12 protein-coding genes and 1 tRNA gene are annotated in these 13,272 nt (G+C 58.0%); 4 read left to right on the plus strand and 9 right to left on the minus strand.

The annotated features are described in order from the left end of the window. Positions 1–73: 73 nt before the first annotated feature. Positions 74–679 carry a hypothetical protein gene (locus OOF89_RS07000; RefSeq protein WP_266079613.1) on the minus strand — a complete coding sequence of 202 codons (606 nt, stop codon included), beginning with the start codon at positions 677–679 and terminating at the stop codon, positions 74–76. A gap of 180 nt (positions 680–859) precedes the next feature. Further along, positions 860–2,509, minus strand: coding sequence for a thermosome subunit beta (gene thsB, locus OOF89_RS07005; protein WP_407661597.1), 1,650 nt, complete (start codon positions 2,507–2,509; stop codon positions 860–862). A gap of 238 nt (positions 2,510–2,747) precedes the next feature. Here thsB and rtcA point away from each other — a divergent pair, with 238 nt between their 5' ends. Further along, a complete protein-coding gene (rtcA, locus tag OOF89_RS07010; protein ID WP_266079615.1) occupies positions 2,748–3,767 on the plus strand; it encodes an RNA 3'-terminal phosphate cyclase in 1,020 nt (339 codons plus the stop codon). Between the two features lie 15 nt (positions 3,768–3,782). Here the strand turns inward: rtcA and OOF89_RS07015 are convergent, their stop codons facing one another. Beyond that, positions 3,783–4,367: a DUF7344 domain-containing protein gene (locus tag OOF89_RS07015; RefSeq protein ID WP_266079617.1), complete on the minus strand. Its 585-nt coding sequence runs from the start codon at positions 4,365–4,367 to the stop codon at positions 3,783–3,785. A gap of 71 nt (positions 4,368–4,438) precedes the next feature. After that, on the minus strand, positions 4,439–5,056 hold the full coding sequence (locus OOF89_RS07020; protein ID WP_266079619.1) for a CAP domain-containing protein: 618 nt from the start codon (positions 5,054–5,056) through the stop codon (positions 4,439–4,441). A 488-nt stretch (positions 5,057–5,544) separates the two neighbouring features. On the opposite strand from OOF89_RS07020, the gene OOF89_RS07025 reads away from it, so the two are divergent. Next, positions 5,545–5,775, plus strand: a complete 231-nt coding sequence (locus OOF89_RS07025; RefSeq protein WP_266079621.1) for an Lrp/AsnC family transcriptional regulator — start codon at positions 5,545–5,547, stop codon at positions 5,773–5,775. Between the two features lie 215 nt (positions 5,776–5,990). Then, entirely contained in the window at positions 5,991–6,212 is a 222-nt protein-coding gene (locus OOF89_RS07030; RefSeq protein ID WP_266079623.1) for a hypothetical protein, read from the plus strand. 89 nt (positions 6,213–6,301) lie between these two features. Here the strand turns inward: OOF89_RS07030 and OOF89_RS07035 are convergent, their stop codons facing one another. The 5 genes from OOF89_RS07035 to ilvA form a co-directional block, all read right to left on the minus strand. Continuing rightward, positions 6,302–8,347: an alkaline phosphatase D family protein gene (locus OOF89_RS07035; protein ID WP_266079625.1), complete on the minus strand. Its 2,046-nt coding sequence runs from the start codon at positions 8,345–8,347 to the stop codon at positions 6,302–6,304. Positions 8,348–8,695: 348 nt separating this feature from the next. Continuing rightward, positions 8,696–8,777: transfer RNA gene (locus tag OOF89_RS07040), tRNA-Ser, on the minus strand. Positions 8,778–8,819: 42 nt separating this feature from the next. Next, positions 8,820–9,008 (minus strand): hypothetical protein, encoded by a 189-nt coding sequence (locus tag OOF89_RS07045; protein ID WP_266079627.1) that lies wholly within the window; start codon positions 9,006–9,008, stop codon positions 8,820–8,822. A 3-nt stretch (positions 9,009–9,011) separates the two neighbouring features. Next, entirely contained in the window at positions 9,012–9,392 is a 381-nt protein-coding gene (locus OOF89_RS07050; RefSeq protein WP_266079629.1) for a Rid family detoxifying hydrolase, read from the minus strand. Between the two features lie 101 nt (positions 9,393–9,493). After that, positions 9,494–10,705, minus strand: coding sequence for a threonine ammonia-lyase (gene ilvA, locus OOF89_RS07055; RefSeq protein ID WP_266079631.1), 1,212 nt, complete (start codon positions 10,703–10,705; stop codon positions 9,494–9,496). 202 nt (positions 10,706–10,907) lie between these two features. Here ilvA and OOF89_RS07060 point away from each other — a divergent pair, with 202 nt between their 5' ends. Beyond that, positions 10,908–13,250 (plus strand): DEAD/DEAH box helicase, encoded by a 2,343-nt coding sequence (locus tag OOF89_RS07060; protein ID WP_266079633.1) that lies wholly within the window; start codon positions 10,908–10,910, stop codon positions 13,248–13,250. Positions 13,251–13,272: the final 22 nt, after the last annotated feature.

A 13,272-nucleotide genomic window follows, 5' to 3' on the forward strand; every position in this document is an offset into this window, starting at 1 on the left:
CAACTCTCAGGCTCGGAAACGTTCTCGTATTGGTGGCAGAAGAGACTGAAAGTAGGTGGGATTACGAACGTCGTCAGCACTCGTCTTCGCTTTGATGCTCACCGCCGTGCTGGTGGTCGTTCCCGTGTTTATGTTCATCCGTCTTCATCGAGTCGTCTTTGTTCTCGTGCTTTTCATTATCTCCGACAATTCGTACGGAATCCCGTCCGGAAAGTCCGTGTTCGCCGGATTCGTCTCGCTCCCATCGGAGTTCGGCTTCCGTCTCTCCACTCTCGAATCCGGCGTCCTGAACCGCGAAATGGAGCATCAAATCGTCGTTTCCGTCTCCATCGATGTCTTCGACCGCTTCTTCGTGAACTGGACACGCTCCGCCGCCACTCTCGACGGCGGCGGGCGATCCGAATCGATAGCGAATTGCCTCGCTCGTCGGGTCGAACTCGTCGGTTTGGAGGACCGCAACGGGGACGACACCGCGACTGCTGCGGTCGATTTCGTTCGAGTCGTTGTCGGGTTTCACGTCGATGTCGAGGTTCTCCGGGAAGTGAGCGATGGCGGTACTGCTGAGTGTCGGCACCGCGAGGGCGGTCAGAGCGATTCCAGCACCGGCTTTGAGGAGGCGGCGACGGCTGGTTTGGTGTGAACTCGTCTCGTCCAGCGGGGTACCATTTTGATTGGACACGGCAGTTGAGAGTCGTCACGGGTGGCAAATAGCGATTCTGGCGTGATTCTCGAAAAGAGGTGTTGGTGTATCTGACTGTACTGAAAACGCACCACTATTCGTCGATATCGAAAAAATCTGCGTGAATTAGATAGACAACGATTCGTCGGATTGGGCGTGGAAGTCAGGTCGTTCCGAACTTCACATCGCGCCGCCCATGCCGCCCATGCCGCCCATGCCGCCTGCTGGTGGGCCGCCTGCGCCCTCGTCGCCACCCTTGTCGGTGGAGAGGTCGCCTGCGGAGATGATGTCGTCTATTTTGAGCACGAGATTCGCGGCCTCGGTAGCACTGGAGAGTGCCTGCTCTTTGGCGTGGGCTGGTTCAACGATGCCCGCGTCGAAGGTGTCCTCTACGTCGCCGCTGAAGACGTTCAGACCGGCGCGCTTGTCGCCGTCCTCGTGTGCGGCGCGGAGGTCGACCAGCGTGTCGATGGAGTCGAGTCCTGCGTTCTCAGCGAGAACGCGTGGGACGAGTTCGAGCGAATCAGCGAACGCTTCGACTGCGAGCTGTTCTCGGCCTTCGACGCTGTCGGAGTAGTCACGGAGGCGCGAAGCGAGTTCGACCTCGATGGCGCCGCCGCCGGAGACGACACGACCGTCGCTGACTGTCTGAGCCACGACGTCGAGGGCGTCCGTAATTCCGCGCTCGAGCTCGTCGACGACGTGGTCGGTGGAACCACGCAGGAGGAGCGTCACGCCGTGAGCGTCGTCGCCGCCCGAGACGTAGAACAGTTCGTCGCTGTCGTCGCGGGTGACACTACCCGTACCGAGTTCGACCTCGGAGGCACTGTCGAGGTCCGAAACGATGTCCGTGTTGAGGACTTCGCGGAGGAACTTGATGTCGCTCTTTTTGACGCGGCGGACGGCGAGAATGCCTTCCTTTGCGAGGTAGTGCTGAGCGAGGTCGTCGATGCCTTTCTGGCAGAAGACGACGCTCGCGCCCGTCTCCTTGATCTGCTCGACCTTTTCTTTCAGCTGTGCTTCCTCGCGGTCGAGGAAGTTCTTGAGCTGGTCGGGGTCGTTGATGGAGATCTCCGTGTCAACGTCGGTTTCTTCGACTTCGACGGCTTCGTTGAGGAGGAGAACCTCGGCGTCATCGACCGATTTCGGCATGTTGTCGTGGACGGGGTCTTTGTCGATGACTGCGCCTTCGAGCAGTTCGGATTCGCCCGCGGAGCGGCCGGTCTGCGTCTCGATGTTGACGTATTCGAGGTCAACCGTCCCCTCGACGGTGACTGCTTGCACGGCGTCAACGATGATCTCGCTGAGAACTTCCTTGTTGAGTTCCGCGCCTTTGCCAGTCATGCTGGTTTCCGCGACCTTTCGGAGGAGGTCCTCATCGTCGGTATCGACGTTTTCCGCGATGTTGTCGACTTCCTCGCGGGCCTTCTCGCTTGCGAGGTGGAATCCCTTGATGACCGCCGTCGGGTGGATGTCCTGTTCGAGAAGGTCCTGGGCGTTCTTGAGGAGTTCACCCGTCACCGCGACGGCCGTCGTGGTGCCGTCTCCCGCTTCGTCCTCTTGGGTTTCGGCGACTTCGATAATCATCTCGGCCGTCGGGTTGTCGATGTCCATCTCCTTGAGGATGGTCACACCGTCGTTTGTGATGGTCACGTCGCCCATCGAATCGACGAGCATTTTATCCATCCCTTTCGGACCGAGTGTGGAACGTACAGCGTCCGCGACCGCTCGTGCCGCGGTGATGTTGTGTTCCTGCGCATCCTTGTCTTTGACGCGCTGGGAATCCTCGGACATTACGATCATCGGCTGACCTTGCATGCGCTGACTCATAGTACAGGAGCGACTATGTTTGTGCTTCTATATAAGTCTTTATTTCCTACGTGGGAATCCCACTGTCGAATCGACAGTCAAATCCACTCTAATCGCAGTAGGGCGGCAGGTCGATTGAATGTCTATGACTCTAGTTAACACGAATCTCTGTCATCGGTTCCCGATTTAAACGACCTATTTATATACTTCGATAGCCGATGCTCTCCACTTTTCACGTCCGACTCCGTACGTCCGACCGATGCACTCGCTCGACGGTTCGTCCGGAGGCGGGCAACTGCTTCGCTCTGCAGTTTCGCTTTCCGCGCTCTCCGGCGAACCGTTTCGGATGACTGGAATCCGAACCAATCGCTCGAACCCCGGTCTCAGACCGCAACATCTCGCCGCCGTGCGCGCCGTGGCTCGCGTCTGTAACGCAGAACTTTACGGCGATGCGGTCGGCTCCGAGGCGGTGTCATTTCGGCCGAAGGCGGTCGAAGGCAACCGATTCGAAATCGATGTTGGAACGGCCGGAAGTACGACACTCGTTTTCGATACGCTCCTTCCGCTTGCGGTGTCACTCGATCGGCCCCTCGCGGTAACGGTCACGGGAGGTACGGACGTTCGTTGGTCACCGACGATAGACTACTTTCGCGAAGTCAAACTCCCGCTCTGTCGTCAGTTCGGGCTCCAAGTTGGCATCGATAGCAGTCGAACTGGATATTATCCCTCGGGGGGTGGCGAGGCGACGTTGTGGCTCGCTCCCTCGTCGTTTTCACGAATCGAACTGGCCGACCGCGGGTCACTCTCGGGAGTACGGATCTACTCGAAAGCGTCCACGTCGTTGGCACAACGGAACGTCGCAGAACGACAGTTAGAGACCGCATATACCCATCTCCGCGCTGCTGGCCATTCCGTACTCGAACGTCGAACGACCTACGCGAAATCGAACTCACCCGGAACTTCCCTGCTCGTGCGTGCCGATTACGATTCCGACGGCCGCTACTCCCTTGCCGGATTCGATGTCGTCGGTGAGCGCGGTGTTCCTGCTGAAGACATCGCAAAGCGTGCCGTGAGCGCGTTTTCCGCATTTCACAGCGGCCGTGGCGTGGTAGACGTGAATATGGCCGACCAACTGCTCGTCTTTCTCGCACTTGCGGGCGGGCGAGTCACCGTTCCTCGGGTCAGTGAACACGTCGAAACGAGTCTCGAACTGCTATCCGCGTTCGGCTACGACGTTTCACTCGTCCGTAACACACGTTTCACCATCGTCGGAAAGTAGGTGTACTCATCGTCGTCAGTTTGTCTCGTCCCGTTCATCGAACTCCGGTACTTCGGTGTGTCCACGGTAGTGGTTCCGATGATAGTAGATGTTGATCGCCCCGGAGAATGTGACACACGTCGCAAGTGCGACCGCCCAGCCGAAATCCGGTATCAGGCCGAGCGGTCCCGCATCCAACCACGCGCCGGTGACGAGGGCGAGGCTAACACAGCCAAGGACGAAGTAGTATTCGGACCACGGTAAGTCATTGCTTGGGGCGAGTTCCAAATATACGGCCAGCGTTTCGGCTTTCTCCGTTAGCGCTACGGTTCCTCGTGCTGGGTCGTAGTGGATGAATCCTGTCTCGTCGAGTTTCGGGAGGTGAGCCTGTTGGAGGGTGTTGTATGCCCGTTTCCGTTGTTGTGACGTCACACCCTGTTTCGTAATGTCGTTTTCCCACGCCGCGATTTGTCTCGCCAGGTCGCCGATTTCGACCGGCCCATCGCATTGGCGAAGGTGATGAAGTGCATATCGTCGGCGCTGATTGCTTAGTAGTTGGAATACGACGTCTCTCGACAACGATTCTGTTTCCGCTTCCGTCTCGCCGGCTTGTTTTTCCATCTCTCGTCTCCCTGTTGCGACTGTTATTTTCAGAAAAATATTACCACTGGTACTTAATTTTTTATACCAGTTCAGCAGAAATTCTGTGTGGCGAAGATACGTTCGTTTTCGGCGTAATAGATGCCGATTCCTTCCCGCTCCCAGTTTTCAGAAAGGATGTTTTCCCGATGGCTCGGTGAGTTCATCCACTGTGAGACGATACCGCGAGCGAGTTCCTCGGCGGTCCGATATCGGACGATAGTGCCGCTTTCGGTTCTTACCTGCTGGTCGAAGTAGGTATACGCGATGTTCTCGCCCGCACCTCGAAGGCAGTAGTAATCCGCCGCTTGATACCGGTCTCCCGGCGTTTCCCCCGATGGGGATACGTGTTGGAAATACTGTTTTCTCCCCATCTCGGCACTGTGATTGCGCCCAATATCGCGGAGTGCGGCGTCGAACTCGATTGGTTGGAGACCGTGGTCGGTCCGCTCTTCGTTCACGTAGATGTGGATATAAAACTCGACCCAGCGACGAAACTGTGGGTTGCTTGGGTCGGTAATTTGCTCCGGCCGGTCGTCCGGAACCTCGATTACTTCCGCCCCCTGTAGCGAATCAAGCGTTTCCGCTCCGGGAACGGGATAGCCGACGACGTATGCCCCGATAAACAGCATCGCCGCGAGGACGAGGATTGGAGGAACGAGCGAACGCATTCGGTTTTCCTTCGACCTGGAGAAAGATGAACCCCATGCCCATATTTTGCTTTCGCGGATAGCGGCGACGGGTACGAGCGATGGGCGACGAAATCGAGGTTGTAGCCTAATCGTTCGTAACCGATGCGCGAGTCGATGGTGGCGTTAGCGATGATCTGATCGAGGCTTCGCGTCTATCCGAGGTCAGGGTGTCGTCGTCGCTGAGATGGGGACCGAACGTTCGCTCGGACGGTTGAACGTGAGGATATCGAACCTCGGGCAAACCGGGCAGTATCTCTGCAGAAAACGACGAAACGATAGGCTATACGGTACTTCGGAGCATGCCCCGGCTTTCGACGTCTGCGGTCCGTTCTCGCGTAATCGATAATCGGGTCGAAAACGTGCCGACGATCGCTGGAATGGTTTCCGGCTAATCCGTAACTGTGCTTCTTCGAGAGTCGCGAAGTCTATGACTGTTGCTACCGTCTATCTATATGTAGGTAGATACCATGGTCACTGCATACGTCCTCATCAAAGCGAACGTCCCGACAGTTGAACAAATACGCGACTCGATTATGGAACTCGATGGCGTCGTCACCGCCCATATCGTCGCCGGTGATGTCGATATCATCGCAAAAATCGACGTCGATACGCCGGCGAACGTCAGGGAAACTGTTGCGACCGGTATTCTGTCCATTCACGGCGTCGAGAACACGCACACCTACATGGCGATGGAGTAGGACGGTGATGAAGTGAACTATTCGATATGTGACCCCTTTTCATGGTATCGTCGTGTCCCCGATCGTGGCTCATCTGCAGCGTCGAAGTCGACTCCACCTCTCGTTCCATCCTTTCGCTTGTTCGTACCGGTGTCGTGATGTCGGTCGTTGGCCATCGTTTTGTGGCAGGTAGGTTCTAAGGGATCGGCAATCGAACAGTTGTTGGTGGGGAAAGTATGGTATCCGAATCGACGAAGCAAGCACTGGAACGAGAACTCGAACGGGCGTATCCGGGGCCCGTCACCGGCCGCTCGTTGGTTTCGCTCGTGGCGGACGATTCACGGGAAACGGCCGAAACCGCACTCAGCGAGTTGGTGGTTGAAGGACGTGTTGAACGGCGGCGAAAGAAAGGAATGACGAGCTATCGGCTAGCGAATGGACCTCGGGTCCGACTGTAGTCCGTCCCGAAAATCATCGCTTGGCACTCATATTCTTGAGTCGAAATACTTCGCGTCTCTACTGGACGGTGCCCGCTTCGAAGCCGAACCTAGGTCGGCTGGTACGATGCTTCGTCCAGAATGATTCCCTCGTCGTTGGCGACGACTACGGTGTCAGGATTGCTGTTGTTGAGAACTGCCCCATTGAATCCGGCGTAGAGGGTCGATTCGGTGTCCTCTCCCTGTCCGTTGCGAACAGTGACCGTCTCGCCCGCTCCGAGCGTGACGTTTTCGAACGTATAGTTCTGTGCCCGTCCTCCTTCGAAGCTGAGAATGAATCCCGACATGTCGAGAGCATCGTTGCCTGTGTTTTGCACTCTGGCGTACTCGTTGTTGAGGTCCCCGTCCTGATTCGGTCGGATTTCCGTGATTTCGAGGGGTTCTTGGTCCGGTCGCTCGGAGATCAATTCTGCCCCGGGGGACCCAGCCTCCGTCACGAACGACGCGACGGTGCGAACCGACGCCGTTGGCTCCTCGACGGTTGAGACCGCTCGATAGTCGGTTCGCCACTCCTCTTCGGAGAGCGTACAGCGGACGTACCCGCGTTCGACGTTGAAGAACCGTTGCCACGGTTCGCTCGCCGACGAACCGTACTGTGTCAAACCGGATGTGTCTCCGAACGACGAGATGGAGGTCCCGACGTACTCCGTTCCTACGGTTTCGGAGTCGGGATTCGAAAAGTCGGCTTTGAGGTCGTACGCGTAGTTCCGGTGGACGTCACCGGTGATGACGACTGGATTGAGGTCGTCATCGTCGGACATGACATCGAGCAACGTCTTCCGGTCGGCGCGGTAACCGTCCCACTTGTCGCCGCCACCGAAGTCCACGTTCTCCGGACTCGCATCGTTGTCCGTTGCCGCGAAGGGAACTTGCTGTGCAAGGACGTTCCACTGCGATTTGGAGTTCTTCAGTTCGTCCACGAGCCACTGTTCCTGTTCGTCACCGAGGATGGTTCGATCGGGATTTTTCGCCTTCTCGCTGGACCTCGTCTGGTCGTCGCGGTACTGGCGTGTATCGAGTACGTTGAACTCGGCCAGCTCTCCGAACGTAAACTGGCGATACAGCGGCATGTCCGGACCGTCGGGCATCCGCGAGCGGCGTATCGGTTGATGTTCCCAGTACGCTTGATACGCGTCCGCCCGCCGTTCGAGGAACTCCTCCGGTGGGGTCCCTTCGTCTATTTCATCGGCGTAGTTGTTCGCGACCTCGTGGTCGTCCCACGTGATGATCCAGGGGGATGAAGCGTGCGCGTCTTGGAGATTCGAGTCCGACTTGTACTGTGCGTGCCGGATTCGATAGTCAGCCAGGCTCTCGATTTCCCGTGGTGGTTCGTGACCGCGGTCCAGCGAGCCTTGCGAACCTCCTTCGTAGATGTAGTCGCCGAGGTGAAACACTACGTCGAGGTCTTCCGTGGCCAAGTGCTGATGAGCGGTATAATAGCCGTACGGATAGTTTTGACAGGACGCGAACACAAATCTGAGTTCATCGACGTCCGAATCCACCGTTGGTGTCGTTTTCGTCCTCCCGACAGGGCTTCGGTAGGACCCGACTGTGAACTGATAGATGTATTCCGTGTTTGGTTCTAACTCTTCGACCTCTACGTGAACCGAATGCGCGTGCTCGGGTCGGGCATACGCGGTCCCCGATCGGACGACGCGACTGTCCTCCCGCTCGTTCTCATCCTGTTCGTCTTCATCCTCATTCTGCTCGTCTTCGTCGTCATCCGAATCGTTCTCGTTGCCCCTCTCAGTCTCCGAATCGTCATCATCGTCCTCGTCGTCTCCTTCCGTTACTATCTCCCACTGAACCGGGATTTCACGGTCGGGCATCCCGCCGTCCGCCTTCAGCGGGTCGAGCGCGAGACGGGTCCAGAGGACGACTGAATCGGGCAGCGGGTCGCCGGAGGCGACACCGAGCGTGAAGGGGTTGTCGCTGAAACGAGCGCCGTCGTCGTCTTCCCCGGTTGCGAACCCGACGCTCCCGAAGGTGGTGAGTCCTGCGACGCCAGTAGCCGTGCGAAGGAACTCCCGTCGTTTCGCTGAAAGAAATTTATCATTCTGCTCATTTTTCTTATTTTTGCTTCTATCTAGTGACATCTTATACGGCGAAATAGTTCAACTATTACGGAATGAGTGTTTATAATATTGCTATGTCGAAATACGTTCGACAGTGGAGTGAACATAAGAAAGATACGTCCCCATAGCAGTACGCAGGCACAGTGTTACTCTCCGTCCTCGTGACGAAACATACCGAACAGTGCCGAGTAGTGGAGGCGAAACCAGCCGCCTCTCATCCCCCAATCATTATATAGACTATACAGCCGTAAACCGACTTTCGCTCAAAACTGTTGCAGGTATCGTTATGTCGGCATGGTAGTTGGTATTGCGTTCGTTGGTTTGGCGAGCACACGCTACGCGATGCTCACCGATTAGCTCACTCGAAAACGCCGGGACTGGGATTTGAACCCAGAATCCCATACGGGAACACGCTTTCCAGGCGTGCGCTTTGCCATTCGGCCATCCCGGCCTATCAAATCGTAACCGGGTGTGGTGTTTAAACCCTTCTGTTCTAATCGAGAAATCCGTCGGCAGTGTAGGTCAAAACCGACGTGCCGACTGCGACGAAGGCCGTCGCCCCAACTTTCAGACCAATGTCGTACCGATACCCGGAGTAGAGTTCGTATCCCTGCAAGAGAACGAGAAACACGAGGACGCCGATGACGCCCCACAGGAGACTCGCCTTGACGCGGGGGTTCACGGTTTACTCGTTGCTGGCGATGGCTTCGATTTCGACGCCGACGCCCTTCGGAAGGTTGGCGACCTCGACGGCGCTCCGGGCCGGTGGATTGTCCTGGAAATACTCCTTGTAGGAGTCGTTCATCTCGTCGAAGTCCTCGATGTCGTCCATGAACACGGTCACCTTCAGCACGTCCTGCATGGTCAGGCCTTCCTCCTCGAGAATACCCTTGACGTTCTCCAGACTCTGACGGGTCTGAACCGCGATACTTTCGTCGTCGAGCAGGTCGCCGCTGGGCGTCATCGGAATCTGACCGGCAGTGAACAGAATGTCTCCGTTCGTGGTTGCTTGACTGTACGCACCGACCGCTTCCGGCGCATCCTGGGTGCTAATAACGCGCTTCATGTCGGTGTGTTCGCCCGCCAGAACTTAAACCTACGTCAAGAGGAGGCGAAATGCAGTCGATAACTGTTTGAACCTCGACACAGGGGAAGAGGGTGACAATATCAGACGAGCACTTCCACGTCGAAGCCGCTTTCTCGGAGTGATTCGAGCAAGCTATCGACGTGCTCTTGGCCACGAGTTTCGAGGTCGAGTTCGACCTCCGTCGCGTTCATCGCGATGTCACGGGAGGTTCGGTCGTGCTGGATGGCGTAGATGTTCGCCTGTGCCTCGGCGATAACGTCGAGTAGCTGACGGAGCGAACCGGGGCGGTCTTTGAGCACGGTCTTGATTTTTAGATAGCGTCCAGTTTCGACCAATCCGCGCATAATGACGGTCGTGAGGACGTTCATATCGATGTTACCACCACTCAGAACTGGCACGATGATTTCATCCTCATCATAGTCGAACTTGTTCCCAAGAATCGCGGCGAGTGGCACGGCACCCGCACCCTCCACGAGCGTCTTTCCGCGTTCGAGCAGGTAGGCAAGCGCGACAGCAGTTTCCGAGTCGGAGACTGTGACGACTTCGTCCACGCGGGATTCGATGACGTCGAAATTCTTGTATCCGACCCTCCGGGTCGCGATACCGTCGGCGATGGTGTCCACGCTATCGAGGGTCTGTACCGACCCCTTCTGGAGCGAATCGGCGACGCTCGATGCGCCCTCGGACTGCACGCCGATGATTCGTGCGTCCGGGTTCTGACCCTTGATTGCAGTGGCGATGCCGCCGATGAGGCCCCCGCCACCGATGGGGACGACGACGGTGTCAACGTCCGGAAGGTCGTCCACGATTTCGAGGCCGATAGTTCCCTGTCCGGCCATTACCTTCTCGTCGTCGAAGGCGTGAACATAGGTCCGACCCTCCTCCTCTTCGATTTCGTGCGCGCGTTCGGCGGCCTCGTCGTAATCCTCGCCGTAGAGCACGGTTTCGGCGCCGTAGTTCTGCGTCGCACGAACCTTCGAAATCGGGGCGTGCTCGGGCATGACGATTTTCGAATTTACGTTACTTCGTGTAGCCGCGAGCGCGACTCCCTGCGCGTGGTTGCCCGCGCTGGCCGTGACGACGCCCGCCTCCTTTTCCTCCTCGGAGAGGGTCATGATGCGGTTCGTCGCACCGCGAATCTTGAACGACCCCGTGCGCTGAAACGTCTCCAATTTCAGGTGAACCTCAGCCCCCGTCATCCGAGAAAAGGTGTGCGAGTAGTCGAGCGGTGTGTGACGGGCTGTTTCGGCCACCCGCTCGCGGGCCGAACGCACGTCCTCGAGTTCTAGCATGGTGGTCGCTAGTTCCCCGGTCCGCTTTACCATTTGGGAAACAGCGGTCGATTTGGTCGTCTCGTCGCGATACGAATCCGACCCGAGTGAATACTAGACGCAACGAAGACGATCGCTTTCGTTCGAAATTTCGGAACGATGGTGTCGAATTCGTGAGTGAGTACAGAAACGCCTTTCTGCCCGCCACCCCGCCTACGAAATGATGCAGGTCTCCGAGGCGGTTCCCGAGTTCGCGGAGGCGTTCGCCTTCGAGGAGTTCAACCGGATGCAGAGAGAGATGCTCCCCGCGTTACTCGATAGCGAGGAGAACGTCGTTGCCAGCGCGCCGACGGCGAGCGGTAAGACCGCGCTCGCGGAACTGGCGATTTGCAAAGCACTCCGCGACGGAGGGACCGCGCTATTCATCGCGCCCATGCGCGCGCTGACCAACGAAAAGGAGACCGAATGGGAACGGTTCGAGGAACTCGGCTACTCGGTTTACGTCGTCACGGGCGAACGCGATTTGAACCCGCGCCGCGCGGAGCGCGCCGACATCCTCGTGATGACGCCGGAGAAAACCGACTCCGCGACTCGGAAACACGATTCCGCACGCTACTCCTTTATCACCAACGTGGACTGCTGTGTCATCGACGAAGTTCACCTGCTGGATTCCGATAAACGCGGGAGCGTCCTCGAAGTGACCATCTCGCGCCTTCGCAGGCTCTGTGAACCCCGTATCGTCGCGCTCTCCGCGACGATGCCGAACGTGCGGGACGTGGCCAACTGGCTCGATGCACCCCCGGAGACGACCTTCGAGTTCGGCGACGATTATCGACCGGTGGATTTGCACGCCGACGTGAAGACCTATACTCACGGTGACAACTCCTTCGCGGACAAATACCGCCGACTCTACCGCGCCCTCGACCTGGCGGAACCGCATGTTCGCGAGGACGGGCAAGCGCTCGTGTTCGTCTCCTCTCGGCAGGACACGGTGCAGGCCGCGAAGAAAACGCGGGACGAAATCGCGGAACGGGATATCCCAATCGGCGCACGCGGGGACTACGATTTCCATACCGAAACACAGGAACTCCGAAACGACACCCTTCGAAACTCCGTGCTCGACGGTGTCGCCTTCCACCACGCCGGACTGTCGAAAAACGACCGCGACATGGTCGAAGAGTGGTTCAAGGACGGAAAAATTCAAATTCTCTTTTCGACGTCCACGCTCGCATGGGGTGTCAACCTTCCCGCCAGATGCGTCGTCCTCCGGGATACCAAACTTCACGACCCCCTCGAAGGCGAGGTGGATATGAGTCCGCTGGACGTCCTGCAGATGCTCGGACGTGCGGGCAGACCCGGCTACGACGACGTGGGATACGGCTGGGTCGTCTGTGACTACGCCGACGCGGACAAATACCGGAAACTGCTCCGTGAAGGGAAAGAGATCGAATCCCGGTTGGCCGAGGATTTGGACTACCATCTGAACGCGGAAATCGCCATGGGAACCATCTCGGATTTGGAGGACGTGATGTCGTGGCTCGAAACGACGTTCTACTACGTTCGGGCGCGGAGCAAGCCCGACGAGTACGACTTCGAAAACGTCCGCGAACGTGTCCGGAACACGCTCAAGCGTCTCGTCTCCCGCGGATTCGTGGAACGAGGCGACGACCTCAGCATCGACGGAACGCCCCTCGCCATGCTGACCTCGAAGTTCTATCTCGACCTCGATACGGCGGAGCGATTCCGAAAGGTAGCCCAGAAGGAGAACATCGACACGCCCGCCATCCTCGAAGCGGTCGCCGGGGCCGCCGAGTTCGACAGCGTGAACGCCCGGCAGTCGGAGCGTGACGCCATCAACTCCGTGCTCGTCGGCCAGGATTCGGGCGATTTGGAGGGCGGTGGGCGCAAAGTACTCGCCATCCTTCGAGCCAGCATGACCGGTTCGACGCCGGGTGAACTGCGAAGCGATGCGTGGGTTATCCAACAGAACGCGGTTCGACTGCTCGCCGCGCTCCGCGCGTTTTTGAAACGGCTCGACCGTCCGATGGCCGCGAATCTCGCGACTCGCGTCGAAGCGCGACTGGAAAACGGCGTGGGCGAGAGCGCCGTCGGCCTCACGGCGATCGACGGCGTCGGTGCCGGTCGAGCGAACAAACTGGCAAAAGAGGGACTCGAAACCCCTGCGGACGTATGCGAGGCTGGCGTCGATGGACTCATCGAGGCTGGATTATCGGAAGGCGTCGCGGAACAGGTCGTGGGGAGCGCCCGCGAACTCCCCGACGTGGGTATTGAGTGGGGTGACTTCCCCGAACGCATCGCTCGCGGCGAAAACGACATGCAGGAAGTCACCCTGCAAAATCGGGGACAGGGTGAGCAGGCCGTCGTCGAAGTCACGGTCAACGGTATCGAAATGACGACAAAATCGACGTATCTCGACGCCGACGCGACGGTTCCGGTCGGCGTCTTCGGCGGTACCGACGACGAGATGGAGTTCGTGATTCGGGTCTCGTTCCCCGACCTGCCGCTCGTGCCGATTACCGATTCTCGGATCGTGAAGGTCGAATGAACTGAATCGCAATCCGACGCAG

The organism is Haladaptatus caseinilyticus (assembly GCF_026248685.1).
In the GTDB taxonomy this organism is placed as follows: domain Archaea; phylum Halobacteriota; class Halobacteria; order Halobacteriales; family Haladaptataceae; genus Haladaptatus; species Haladaptatus caseinilyticus.